Source organism: Nocardioides kribbensis (genome assembly GCF_015070375.1).
GTDB lineage: Bacteria > Actinomycetota > Actinomycetes > Propionibacteriales > Nocardioidaceae > Nocardioides > Nocardioides kribbensis.
On sequence record NZ_JADCLL010000001.1, the window covers coordinates 226,656 to 239,063 of the forward strand.

Annotated in this window: 10 protein-coding genes; 4 read left to right on the forward strand and 6 right to left on the reverse strand. The window is 74.0% G+C overall.

All coding sequences use genetic code 11. From position 1 onward, the window contains the following. The first annotated feature begins 17 nt into the window (after positions 1–17). Both IR170_RS01115 and serB read left to right on the forward strand, forming a co-directional pair. Entirely contained in the window at positions 18–797 is a 780-nt protein-coding gene (locus IR170_RS01115) for a hypothetical protein (protein ID WP_193660894.1), read from the forward strand. Between the two features lie 30 nt (positions 798–827). Next, the gene (gene serB, locus IR170_RS01120; RefSeq protein WP_056864373.1) at positions 828–2,042 is read left to right on the forward strand and encodes a phosphoserine phosphatase SerB; all 1,215 of its coding nucleotides are present in this window, start codon (positions 828–830) and stop codon (positions 2,040–2,042) included. 63 nt (positions 2,043–2,105) lie between these two features. Here the strand turns inward: serB and IR170_RS01125 are convergent, their stop codons facing one another. Then, positions 2,106–2,624: a SixA phosphatase family protein gene (locus tag IR170_RS01125; RefSeq protein ID WP_251533063.1), complete on the reverse strand. Its 519-nt coding sequence runs from the start codon at positions 2,622–2,624 to the stop codon at positions 2,106–2,108. Between the two features lie 61 nt (positions 2,625–2,685). On the opposite strand from IR170_RS01125, the gene IR170_RS01130 reads away from it, so the two are divergent. Then, positions 2,686–3,699, forward strand: coding sequence for a cyanophycinase (locus IR170_RS01130; RefSeq protein ID WP_056904015.1), 1,014 nt, complete (start codon positions 2,686–2,688; stop codon positions 3,697–3,699). Continuing rightward, positions 3,696–6,464 (forward strand): cyanophycin synthetase, encoded by a 2,769-nt coding sequence (gene cphA, locus IR170_RS01135; RefSeq protein WP_056904014.1) that lies wholly within the window; start codon positions 3,696–3,698, stop codon positions 6,462–6,464. The genes IR170_RS01130 and cphA overlap by 4 nt, the downstream gene beginning before the upstream one ends. Here the strand turns inward: cphA and IR170_RS01140 are convergent. The 5 genes from IR170_RS01140 to fabG form a co-directional block, all read right to left on the reverse strand. After that, a complete protein-coding gene (locus tag IR170_RS01140) occupies positions 6,443–7,264 on the reverse strand; it encodes a phosphotransferase (protein WP_193660896.1) in 822 nt (273 codons plus the stop codon). The genes cphA and IR170_RS01140 overlap by 22 nt on opposite strands. A gap of 35 nt (positions 7,265–7,299) precedes the next feature. Further along, on the reverse strand, positions 7,300–8,952 hold the full coding sequence (locus tag IR170_RS01145) for a fatty acid--CoA ligase (RefSeq protein WP_193660897.1): 1,653 nt from the start codon (positions 8,950–8,952) through the stop codon (positions 7,300–7,302). Positions 8,953–9,009: 57 nt separating this feature from the next. Next, positions 9,010–10,716: a Mur ligase family protein gene (locus IR170_RS01150; protein WP_056864368.1), complete on the reverse strand. Its 1,707-nt coding sequence runs from the start codon at positions 10,714–10,716 to the stop codon at positions 9,010–9,012. A gap of 27 nt (positions 10,717–10,743) precedes the next feature. Continuing rightward, positions 10,744–11,514, reverse strand: coding sequence for an enoyl-ACP reductase FabI (gene fabI, locus IR170_RS01155; protein WP_193660898.1), 771 nt, complete (start codon positions 11,512–11,514; stop codon positions 10,744–10,746). A 111-nt stretch (positions 11,515–11,625) separates the two neighbouring features. Continuing rightward, the gene (gene fabG / locus IR170_RS01160; protein WP_227488487.1) at positions 11,626–12,315 is read right to left on the reverse strand and encodes a 3-oxoacyl-ACP reductase FabG; all 690 of its coding nucleotides are present in this window, start codon (positions 12,313–12,315) and stop codon (positions 11,626–11,628) included. Between the last annotated feature and the right edge of the window lie 93 nt (positions 12,316–12,408).

The following is a 12,408-nucleotide window of genomic DNA, read 5'->3' on the forward strand; positions in this document are numbered from 1 at the left end:
GCGTAGCCTCGGGCGCCGTGAGCACCGACCTCCCCGTCTCCGCCCGCCTGGCCTGGTGGGGCACCGCCTGGCTGCGCGGCCAGGTGGTGACCGACCTGCTGCTCGACGCCGTCATCGGCGACGAGGCCACCCATGCCGTGGCGGGCCTGGGCCACCTCGGCCTGGGGGCTCCGGCCGACACCTCGCGCGGCACCGGCACCGGCACCGGCACCGAGACGCTGCTGGGCGGCCTGGCCCGGCTGCGGGCCGAGGGTGCGACGTCGTTCGGGGCGGCTTTCCCGGTGGAGGGCGACCTCGTGGGCCTCGGCGGCCCCGCCGGCTTCAACACCGAGGCGGTCGAGGCCGGCGAGGCCGTCGTGGTCGCGGGCGCCGACGTGGGGCTGGTGCCCGTCACCGTGGGCGCGGCGACGACCTGGGTCGCCCACCGTGCCGTACGCCGGCAGCTGCCCGACGTCGGCGAGGCCGACCGGGCCCTGCGCCAGGAGCTGCTCGCGGCCGCCGACGCCCTGGCCCGGCTCGAGGTCGCCCGCTGGCGGCCCGAGGTGGCCGACCACCTGATGAACCTGCGCCACCGGACTCCGCTCAGCGCGCCCGACGGCGTGCCGGCCCGCTGCGTCGAGCTCGCGGCGCGCGGGCTCCAGGCCGTGGCGGTCGTCGACCTGGCCCTGGTCGACGACGGCGGGGCGATCAGCGCCGCGGAGGCGCAGGCGCGCCGCGACGCGCTGACGCCGCTGGAGCGGGCCGGGCGGCGGGCGCTGGTGGCGGCTTGCTCACCGGAGGTCTGGCCGCCGGCGTGAGGCCGCGGCTCCGCTAGCCTCGTGCCCGCCATGGACCAGACGCGCCCCGAGACCCTCCTGCTCACCCTCACCGGCCGCGACCGGCCCGGTGTCACGTCGGCGGTCTTCTCCACGCTCTCGCGCGCCGGCGTCGAGGTCGTCGACGTCGAGCAGATCGTCCTGCGCGGGCGGCTCGTGCTCGGCGTGCTCGTCACGGTGCCGCGCGACGCCCGCCGCCTGCGCGAGGCCGTCGAGCAGACCGCGCGGGGCCTCGACATGGACGTCGAGGTCGAGGAGGGCACCGGCGACAACCCCTCGCGTCGCTCCGGGCGCGTCCACGTCACGGTGATCGGCGCCCCGCTGCGGGCCACGGCGATGGCCGCCGTCGCCGGTCGCATCGCCGACTCCGGGGCCAACATCGACCGCATCGAGCGCATGGCGCGCTACCCCGTGACCGCCATCGAGCTGCACGTCTCGGGCGCCGACCCGCGGGCCCTGCGCACCGTGCTGGCCACGGAGGCCTCGCGCGAGGGCTTCGACGTGGCCGTGCAGCCGGCCGACATCCTGCGCCACGGCATGCGCCTGATCGTCATGGACGTCGACTCCACCCTCATCCAGGGCGAGGTGATCGAGATGATCGCGGCCCACGCGGGCTGCGAGGCCGAGGTGGCGGAGGTCACCGAGCGCGCCATGCGCGGCGAGCTCGACTTCGAGGAGTCGCTGCGCTCCCGGGTCGCGCTGCTCGAGGGTGTGCCGGAGACCGCCCTCGCCGAGGTCTACGAGGCCGTCGAGCTGGCTCCCGGCGCCCGCACCATGGTGCGCACGCTGCGCCGGCTCGGCTACCGCTTCGCGATCGTGTCGGGCGGCTTCACCCAGATCACCGACCGCCTGGCCGCCGAGCTCGGCATCCACTTCGCCCGGGCCAACGAGCTGGAGATCGTCGACGGTCGGCTCACGGGTCGCATCGTCGGGGCCGTGGTCGACCGGGCCGCCAAGGCGCAGGCGCTGCGGGAGTTCGCCGGGGAGGTCGGCGTCGACGTGGGCTCCACGATCGCCATCGGCGACGGGGCCAACGACCTCGACATGCTCGCGGCCGCCGGGCTGGGCATCGCCTACAACGCCAAGCCGATGGTGCGCGACGCCGCCGACACCGCGGTCAACGTGCCCTACCTCGACGCCATCATGTACCTGCTCGGCATCACCCGCGAGGAGGTCGAGGCGGCCGACGCCGCCGTCGGCATCGTCACCCCCGCTCCCCCGGTCTGAGCCCGCGCCGGGGAAGCACCGCCGCTCGCCGACGCCGTCCCCGCGGCGGGTCCGGGCCCCGGCTCAGGCCCGCGACACGTGGAAGGCCAGCAGCCGCGCCGACTGCTCCTCGAGGTCGGCCCAGTCGTCGTCGACCTCGAGCACGGCGGCCGCGCAGGTCGGGAAGCCGCCGGCCAGGTCGTTGCTGGCCTCCTCGTCGCCCTCGCCGTCGTCGAGCAGCTGGGCCAGCGTGGCCATGGTCGGGTTGTGGCCCACCACGACCACCGTGAGCGCGTCGGCCGGGGACTGGCGCACCAGGTCGAGGGCGGTCTCGGGCCCGGCGGCGTAGAGCCCCTCGTCGTGGGTGGCGTCGTCGTCCCAGCCGGCGCCCTCGGCGACGGCCTCCCAGGTCTCGCGGGTGCGCAGCGCGGCGGAGACCAGCACGTGGTCGGGCTCGAGGCCGAGGCCGGCCAGCCAGGCACCGGCGGCACGGGCGTCGTCGGCGCCGCCGTCGGTGAGGCGGCGCTCGTGGTCGGAGGGGCCGCTGTGCTCGGCGCGGGCGTGGCGCATCACGACGAGGCGTCGGGGGGTGCTGTCGGTCACGCGAGTCAGCGTGACAGGCGCGAGGGTCGGGCTCAACACCGCATGCCCTAGCGTTGCGCCCATGCCCCGTGGACCCCTGATGATCATCGGCGGTGCCGAGGACAAGCTGCGTCGCCGCACCATCCTGCGCGAGTTCGTGGCCGCCGCCGGCGGGCCCGAGGCGCGGATCGCGGTGATCCCGACCGCCTCCTCGCTGGGCCCGGAGGTCGTCGAGGTCTACGACGCGCTGTTCCGCCGCGAGGGCGCCGCCGAGGTCGTCACGGTGCGACCGGAGTCGCGCGAGGAGGCCCAGGACCCCGACCTGGTCGAGGCGCTGGGCAAGGCCACCGGCATCTTCATGACCGGCGGCAACCAGCTCAAGCTGTCCTCCATGGTCTGCGGCACCCCGGTGGGCGACGCCATCGTCGCCGCGCACCGGGCCGGCACCGTGGTGGCCGGCACCTCGGCCGGCGCCAGCATCCAGTCGAGCCACATGGTGGCCTTCGGCGTGGGCGGCACGACGCCCAAGCAGCGGATGACGCAGGTCGCGGCGGGCCTGGGCCTGCTCCAGTCGGTGGTGATCGACCAGCACTTCGAGCAGCGCAGCCGCTACGGCCGCCTGCTGATGATCGTGGCGCAGTCGCCCCAGCTGCTGGGCATCGGCGTCGACGAGGACACCGCGGCCGTCGTCGAGCACGAGGTCGACGAGGCCACGGGCACCGACCGCGACGTGCTGCGGGTGCTGGGGCGCGGCGCCGTCACCGTGATGGACGGCTCCCACATCGTCACCAACGCCTACGAGGCCAAGCGCTCGGCGCCGCTGCTGGCCAGCGGCGTCGTGCTGCACGTGCTGCCGGAGGGTGCGGCGTTCGACCTCACCGCCCGCGCCCTCGTGCCCCCGCGCGCCAGTGTCGACCCCTCCGAGGAGGCCGAGCTGGTCGAGGCCGGCAAGGACCTGCGCCAGATGGCGCGCGACATCGCCGCCGGCGACGCCTCCCCCTCCACCCTCAAGCGCCGCCAGGCGCGCGAGGCCAAGAAGTCCAAGAAGTCGACCGACCACGCATCGGACCGCAGCCAGGACGGAGCACCCTCATGACCGAACGCCCCACGCCCGATCTCTCGATCCTCGAGACGCGGGTCTACCGCGGCGCCAACGTCTGGTCCTACGACCGGGCGATCCACCTCGTGGTCGACCTCGGGGTGCTCGAGAAGTTCCCCACCAACACCGTGCCGGGGTTCACCGAGACGCTGCTGCAGATGCTGCCCGGGCTGCGCGAGCACTCCTGCTCCCGCGGTCGCCGCGGCGGCTTCGTCGAGCGGCTCCACGAGGGCACCTGGCTGGGCCACGTCGCCGAGCACTGCGCCCTGGCGCTGCAGCAGGTCGTCGGCCACGACGTACGCCGCGGCAAGACCCGGATGGTCAAGGGACGCCCGGGCGTCTACAACGTCGTCTACGGCTACATCGACGAGCAGGTCGGCCTGGCCGCGGGGCGTCTCGCGGTGCGGCTGGTCAACCACCTGGTCGAGGCCGACCCCGAGTTCGACTGGGACACCTCCCTGGAGGAGTTCATCCGGCGTGCGCAGCGCACCGCGTTCGGGCCGTCGACCCAGGCCATCCTCGACGAGGCCGTCTCCCGCGACATCCCGTGGATCCGGCTCAACCAGTACTCGCTGGTGCAGCTGGGCCAGGGCGTCCACGCCAAGCGGATCCGCGCCACGATGACCTCGGCGACCTCGGCGATCGCCGTCGACATCGCCAGCGACAAGGACCTCACCACCACGCTGCTGGGGGCGGCCGGCCTGCCGGTGCCCAAGCAGGAGTCGGTGCGCACCGTCGAGCAGTGCGTGCGCGCGGCCCAGCGCATCGGCTACCCCGTCGTGGTCAAGCCGCTCGACGGCAACCACGGCCGGGGCGTCTGCCTCGACCTGCAGGACGAGGCGGAGGTGCGCGAGGCCTACGAGGTCGCGCGCGCCGAGTCGCGCCGCGGGGTGCTCATCGTGGAGTCGCTCATCACCGGCAAGGACTACCGCTGCCTCATCATCGACGGCAAGGTCGCGGCCATCGCCGAGCGGGTGCCGGCCTCGGTCACCGGTGACGGCACCTCCAGCGTCGAGCAGCTCGTCGACGACGCCAACGCCGATCCCCGCCGCGGCGTGGGACACGAGAAGGTGCTCACCCGGATCAAGGTCGACGCCGCCGCGGTCGAGCTGGTGCGCGAGCAGGGCTTCGAGATGTCCGACGTGCCTCCTGCCGGCACCATGGTCAAGCTCGCGCTCACCGGCAACATGTCCACCGGCGGCATCTCGATCGACCGCACCTTCGAGGCCCACCCGGAGAACGTCGAGATCGCCGAGGAGGCCGCCCGCATGGTCGGCCTCGACATCGCGGGCATCGACTTCATCTGCCCCGACATCACCGAGCCGGTGCGCGAGACCGGCGGCGCGATCTGCGAGGTCAACGCCGCTCCCGGCTTCCGGATGCACACCCACCCGACCATCGGGGAGCCGCAGTTCATCGCCAAGCCGGTGGTCGACATGCTCTTCCCGCCGGGCGCCCAGTCGCGGATCCCGATCGTGGCCGTCACCGGCACCAACGGCAAGACGACCACCTCGCGGATGATCAGCCACATCTTCAAGGGCATGGGCCGCAAGGTCGGCATGACCTCCACCGACGGCGTCGTCATCGACGAGCGGCTGCTCATCCGCTCCGACGCCTCCGGACCGCGCTCGGCCCGGATGGTCCTGCAGAACCCCCGCGTCGACTTCGCGGTCTTCGAGGTGGCCCGCGGCGGCATCCTGCGCGAGGGTCTGGGCTACGAGCGCAACGACGTCGCGGTCGTCCTCAACGTGCAGCCCGACCACCTCGGCCTGCGCGGCATCGACACCGTCGAGCAGCTCGCCGACGTCAAGGCGGTCCTCGTGGAGGCCGTGCCCCGCGACGGTCACGCGGTGCTCAACGCCGACGACCCGCTGGTGCGCGACATGCGCCGGCGCTGCTCGGGCCAGGTCGTGTGGATCTCCATGGAGGAACCCGGCAGCGAGGTGCGCGACATGATCGACGCCCACTGCCGCCGTGGCGGCAAGGCGCTGGTGCTCAACAGCTCCGAGCGCGGCGAGATGATCGTGGTCAAGCACGGCCCGCGCGAGATGCAGCTGGCCTGGACGCACCTGCTGCCGGCGACCTTCAACGGCCGCGCGCGCATGAACGTGCAGAACGTGCTGGCCGCCGCGGCCGCGGCCTTCGCCGCCGGCGCTCCCCTGCACGACATCCGCCAGGGCCTGCGCACCTTCTCCACCAACTACTACCTCTCCCCCGGGCGGCTCAACGAGGTCGAGGTCAACGGCGTCAACGTCATCGTCGACTACTGCCACAACGCTCCCGGCATGCGTGCGCTCGGCGACTTCGTGGACCGTGTCGGCGACTCGATGGCCGGCTCGCACGAGCTGGCCCGTCCCTCGCGGATCGGCGTCATCGCCACCGCCGGCGACCGCCGCGACCAGGACATGCGCGAGCTCGGCGAGATCGCGGCCCAGCACTTCGACGTCGTCATCGTGCGTGAGGACGCCCAGCTGCGCGGGCGCGAGCGCGGCGACGTGTCGGCCCTGGTGACCGAGGGCGTCCGCTCGGCGATGGCCGAGGGCAGCCGCTGCAAGCAGGTCGAGGTCGTGCTCGACGAGATCGAGGCGGTGCGCCACGCGATGAGCCGGGCCAACCGTGGCGACCTGGTCGTCATCTGCGTCGACAAGCACGGTGAGGTGATGACCGAGCTGGAGAACTGGTCGCCCCACGCCCAGGCCGGCTCCGGGGTCTCCGCCGACGCCCCGGCCGCCGACCCCGACTACGTGCCCAGCGAGGCCTGAGGCCCGGCCCCCGGGCGCCCGGTGGCCTCGGCAGCGGCGAGCACCGGCGCCAGGTCGGCCTCGAGCCGGCCTCGCAGCCCCTCGTCGGGCTGGTCGTCGAGCAGCACGGCGGCCAGCACCTGGAGGGTGCGCAGGTCGCGGCACTCCTGCAGCCGTGTGACGTCGAGGTGGCCGGGGTAGGCCCGACGGGTCCGCTCGTCGTGGGTGCGCGAGGCCAGGTCCCACTCGACGGGACCCGCGCAGACGTCCTCGAGGTCGGTCCACCGCGGCCCGTCGGCGGTCGGCAGCAGGTTGCCGGCGTGGGCGTCTCCGTGGAGCGGGCGCCGGGGCCAGGTCAGCGCCCGGGGCAGGAGCACGGCGGCGGCGCCGTGGAGCACCGGGTCGTCGCTGACGCGCAGGGCCGCGTCGACGTCGGCGAGCGGGCCCGCGAGGGGCGGCAGCGGCACGGGACAGTCGGCCAGCGCCCGGTGCAGCGCGTGCAGGCTCAGCGCCACCTCCTGCGGCGCCACGGTGCCCGGCACCACCTCCACCCAGGACCACAGCGACACCTCGAGGCCGTCGACCTCGTGCGGTCCCGGGTCGTGACACGGCGGCACCACGACGTCGGTGCGCCGCGCGGCGTACGCCGCCACCGCGACCTCGCGCTCCATCCACGGGCGCGGGTCGCCCCGCAGCACCCGCCCCCGCGTGACGACGCGCGTCAGCACGGGAGCGGGCCGCAGGTGCACCCGCACGCTGTAGCCGTCGGACACCACGACGGGGTCGTCGGCGGGCAGCCCGAGCCGGCGGGCGCAGGCCACCGAGGCCGCGACCGCCTCCGCGGTGGTGGGGATCCTCAGCGGTCGACCTCGAGCTCCCCGTCGGCGTACCGGCGGCGCAGCACCTTCTTGTCGAACTTGCCGACCGAGGTGCGCGGCACCTGGTCGATGAAGGCCCAGGCGTCGGGCAGCTGCCACTTGGCGAAGTCGGCCGACAGGAACTCCCGCAGCTCGGCCGGCGTCACCGTGGCCCCCTCGCGCACGACGACCGAGGCGAGCGGTCGCTCCTGCCACTTCTCGTCGGGGATGCCGACCACCGCGGCCTCGACCACGGCGTCGTGGGCCATCAGGGCGTTCTCCAGGTCGACCGAGCTGATCCACTCGCCTCCGGACTTGATGACGTCCTTCGCGCGGTCGGAGAGGGCGATGTAGCCGAGGCCGTCGATCGTGCCGACGTCTCCGGTGCGCAGCCAGCCGGCGTCGAACTTCCCGGCCGCGTCGGCCTGCTCGTCGGTCTCGGGCCGGTAGTAGGCACCGGTGACCCACGGCCCGCGCACCTGCAGCTCGCCGACGGCCTCGCCGTCGTGGGGCAGGACCGTGCCGTCGTCGGCGACGATGCGCCCCTCGACGCCGCAGAGCAGGCGGCCCTGGGTGCCGCGGTAGGCCCAGGCCCGCTCCTCGTCGACGCCGAGCGGCGGGATGCCGGCCGAGGCCACGGGCGAGGTCTCCGTCATGCCCCAGGCCTGGCGCACGAGCAGCCCGTGGCGCTCCTGCAGGGCGCGCTGCAGCGAGACCGGCACCGCCGAGCCCCCGCAGAGGATGAGCCGCAGCGAGTCGAGACGCACGTCGTCGTGGCGGTCGAGGTGGCCCAGCACGTCGTTCCAGACCGTCGGCACCGCGCCGGAGACCGTCGGCCGGCTCTCGCGGATGAACCGCACCAGCGGCTCGGCCTGGAGCCAGCGGTCGGGCATGCACAGCGACGCCCCGGCCATCAGGGCCGAGTAGGCCAGGCCCCAGGCGTTGGCGTGGAACATCGGCACGATGGGCAGCACCCGGTCCTCGAAGGACAGCCCCGCGGCGTTGCCGGTGTTGACCGCCTGGGAGTGCAGCCACGCAGAGCGGTGGCTGTAGACGACGCCCTTGGGGTTGCCGGTGGTGCCCGAGGTGTAGCACATGGCCGCGGCCTCGCGCTCGTCGATCTCGGGCCAGTCGAACGCAGCCGGCTGCGCGGCGAGGAGGTCGTCGTAGAGGTGCACCTCGGCCCCGCCCGCCCCGAGCGAGGCGAGGTCGGCCGAGGCGGCCTCGGGGCCGGCCACGAGCACGTGGCGCACCGTGGTCAGCTCCGCGACGTGCGGGGCGAGCAGACCGACGAGCGAGTCGTCGACGATGACCACCTGGTCCTCGGCGTGGTTGGCGACGTAGACCAGCTGCTCGGGGAAGAGTCGGATGTTGAGGGTGTGCAGCACGGCCCCCATCGAGGGCACCGCCAGGTAGGCCTCGAGGTGCTCGGCGTTGTTCCACTGGAAGGTGGCCACGCGCTGGTCGCCCTCGACACCGAGCGCGCGCAGCGCGTTGGCCAGCCGGCCCACCCGCTCACCGAGCTCGGCGTAGGTGCGGCGACGGGTGCCCCCGGCGGTGGCGGTCACCACCTCGGAGTCGGGGTGCACGGTGGTCGCGTGCCGCAGCACCGCGCCGATCGTGAGCTGGTCGTCCTGCATGGTGCTGCGCATGGAGTGCCTTCCGGTCGTGACGAGCTGTGGTCTCGGTCACGATCCTGCCACCGCGGGCTAGGAGGACGGGAGGGCTGCCGCGCGCACCTTGGCGGCCAGCGTCCCGGCGGAGTCGGGCGTGCCGCCCTGCTCGGCGATCCAGGCGTAGACCTCCTCGCGCTCGGCGTGGCACATCAGCCCCACGACGTCGCCGGGCAGCGCCTGCCCCACGAGGGCCGAGAGGCAGGCCACCTCGGTCGGGTACGCCGGCACCCCGGTGACCCCGACCCGCTCGGCCCCGCCGCGCATCAGGTCCTCCAGCTCGGCGGCCGTGCGCCCCCGGAAGTACTTCTCCTTGTGGCCGATGGCCACGACGTCGCTGTCGCGGGCGGCGATCTCGCCCAGCTTCTCGATCAGCTCGTCGGTGCGGTCGCCCACGACGCCGAGGCCCAGCAGCAGCCGCGAGCCGGGCGCCCGCACGCCGTTCATGATCTCGAAGAGCGCCTCGAGGCCGGCCTCGTTGTGGGCCAGGTCGATGACGACCGAGACCTCCCCGACGCTGAAGAAGTTCATCCGCCCCGGGTTGTGCTCGGCGTCGGGGCGGAAGGTCCGCAGCCCCTCGACCACCACGTCGCGGGGCACCCCCACGGCCAGGGCCGCCGAGGCCGCGGCCAGGGTGTTCTCGACGTTGAAGCGCGACAGGCCGGCCAGGGTCATCGGCACCTCGACCAGCTCGACGAGCGGGTCGGGGTCGGAGCTGGCGGTGAGCACGCAGACCCAGCCGTCGATGACGGTCGTGGCGCGCCCGCGCACCGACAGCACCTCGCGGATGGCCGGGGAGTCGGGGTCGCGGGAGAACACCCACGGCCGGGCCTTGATCTCGTGGCGCATGGCCAGCACGCGGGGGTCGTCGCCGTTGAGCACCGCCCAGCCGCTGCGCCGGGTGATGCGCGGCACCACGCCCTTGACCTCCGCGAGCTGGTCGAGGGTGTCGATGCCGTGGAGCCCGAGGTGGTCGGCCGAGACGTTGGTGACCACCGAGACGTCGTTGCGGGTCAGCCCGATGCCCTTGAGCAGGATCCCGCCGCGGGCGGTCTCGGTGACGGCGAGCTCGACCTGCTCGTGGGCCAGGATCCGGCCCGCCCCGGAGGGGCCGGAGTAGTCGCCGGCCTCGACCATCTCGCCGTCGATGTAGATGCCGTCGGTGTTGGACCAACCGACCAGCTTGCCCCAGGTGCGGCCGATGTGGGCGACCATGCGCGAGGTCGTGGTCTTGCCGTTGGTGCCGGTGACCGCCACGACGGGGATCCGCGGCACGATCGTGTGCGGCGGGGCGCCGGCGGGGCTCGCGGCCACCTGCCGGGCCGCGGCGCTGACCGCCTCCTCCAGATCGACGGTGGAGTCGGCGTCGGGCAGCGCGTCGAGCACCGCGGCGACGGCGCGACCCATCTCCTGGGCCCGCTCGCGGTGGGCCCAGGGGTAGGCGACCACGATCCGCTCCGGGTCGCTGCTGGGCCGCACCCGCACCGCCAGGCGCGACGTGCCGCTCTCGACGGCGATCGCCCGCACCAGGCGGCCCACCGCCCGCAGGGCGAAGCGCTGCCGGAACCCCGAGTGCGCCGAGCCCGGCCGGGCGTTGCGCAGACCGATGCGCCGCGCGAAGCGGGCCGCGGTGGCGTCGGGCGCGGCCGAGAGGGCCGCGATGTCGAGGGTCAGCTTGATGGCCGCCCGGGGGAAGTAGAGGTTCGGTCCCTCCAGGACCCGGATCTCGACGAGGGAAGTCACCCGCGCGACGCTACCGGGTGGGCGGGCTCAGCCGCCCATCGCGTGGAAGCCGCCGTCGACGTGGACGATCTCGCCGGTCGTCGCGGGGAAGAAGTCCGACAGCAGGGCCACCACGGCCTTGGCGGTGGGCTCCTGGTCGGTGTTGTCCCAGCCCAGCGGCGCCTTGGTCGACCACATCTGGTCGAGGTCCTCGAAGCCGGGGATGGCCTTGGCGGCGAGCGTCTTCAGCGGTCCGGCGGCCACCAGGTTGACCCGGATGCCCTCCGGGCCCAGGTCGCGGGCCAGGTAGCGCGAGCAGGACTCCAGCGCCGCCTTCGCCACGCCCATCCAGTCGTAGGCCGGCCAGGCCACCGTGGCGTCGAAGGTGAGCCCGACGACCGAGCCGCCTCCGCCCATCAGCGGCCGGCACGCGTCGGTGAGCGACTTCAGGGAGTAGGCGGAGACCTGCACGGCCTGCGACACGTCCTCCCAGGGGCCCGACATGAACTTGCCGCCGAGCAGCGTCTCGGGGTTGCCGTAGGCGATGGAGTGCACGACGCCGTCGAGGCCGTCGACGTGCTCGCCGACCAGCTCGGGCAGGCGGGCCAGGTGGTCGGGGTCGGTGACGTCGAGCTCGAGGACCGGCGGCTCCACCGGGAGCCGCTTGGCGATGCGCTTGGTGATGTTGAGCGCGCGCCCGAAGTTGGAGATGAGCACGGTGGCGCCCTGCTCCTGGGCGACCTTGGCGGTGGCGAAGCCGATGGAGGAGTCCATCGTCACCCCGGCCACCAGGATCCGCTTGCCGTCGAGAATGCCCATCGTGTGCTCCTTGTGGTCCGGTGCGCCGCGGCCGTGGGGGCCGCGCGCTGCTGGTCTGCTGGGGGGTGCCGGGACGCCGGCGGGGGCGCTGCTGGTGGGGCGGGGCGGGGGTCAGTGCCCCATGCCCAGGCCGCCGTCGACGGGGATCACCGCGCCGGTGACGTACGCCGCACCGGGCCCGGCCAGCCAGGTGACGGTCTGCGCGACCTCCTCGGCGGCGCCGAGGCGTCCGAGCGGGATGCGCGCCTTGTACTCCGCCTGCTGCTCCTCGGGGAGCGCCGCGGTCATGTCGGTCTCGATGAAGCCGGGCGCCACCACGTTGGTGGTGATCGAGCGCGACCCCAGCTCGCGGGCCAGCGACCGGGCCATGCCGACGAGGCCGGCCTTGGAGGCGGCGTAGTTGACCTGGCCGGGCGATCCCAGGAGGCCGACCACGGAGGAGATGAGGATGATCCGCCCTCGACGCAGGCGCAGCATGCCCTTGGCGGCGCGCTTGGCCAGGCGGAAGGAGCCGGTGAGGTTGGTGTCGATCACGCTCGACCAGTCGTCCTCCGACATCCGCAGCAGCAGGGTGTCGGCGGTGATGCCGGCGTTGGCCACCAGCACCTCCACGGGGCCGTGCGCGGCCTCGATCTCGGTGAACGCGGCGTCGACCGCTGCGGCGTCGGTGACGTCGCAGCGCACGTCGAGGGCGCCCTCGGGGGCGCCTCCGCTGCGGGTGGTGACCGCCACCTTGTCGCCCTGGGCCAGGAAGGCCTCGGCGATCGCACGGCCGATGCCGCGGTTGCCACCGGTCACCAGGACCGAGCGGGGCTCGCGGGCGGGCGGCTCGGTGGGGTCGCCGTGGGGGGCCGGGGCCGGTGTCGTTTCGCTCACGTCGCCCGACGCTAGCGA

What these genes read in the sequence shown, in the direction of transcription:
- serB (WP_056864373.1), top strand. Translation starts at nt 828, where the DNA reads ATGGACCAGACGCGCCCCGAGACCCTCCTGCTCACCCTCACCGGCCGC.
- IR170_RS01130 (WP_056904015.1), top strand. Translation starts at nt 2,686, where the DNA reads ATGCCCCGTGGACCCCTGATGATCATCGGCGGTGCCGAGGACAAGCTG.
- cphA (WP_056904014.1), top strand. Translation starts at nt 3,696, where the DNA reads ATGACCGAACGCCCCACGCCCGATCTCTCGATCCTCGAGACGCGGGTC.
- IR170_RS01145 (WP_193660897.1), bottom strand. Translation starts at nt 8,952, where the DNA reads ATGCGCAGCACCATGCAGGACGACCAGCTCACGATCGGCGCGGTGCTG.
- fabI (WP_193660898.1), bottom strand. Translation starts at nt 11,514, where the DNA reads ATGGGCATTCTCGACGGCAAGCGGATCCTGGTGGCCGGGGTGACGATG.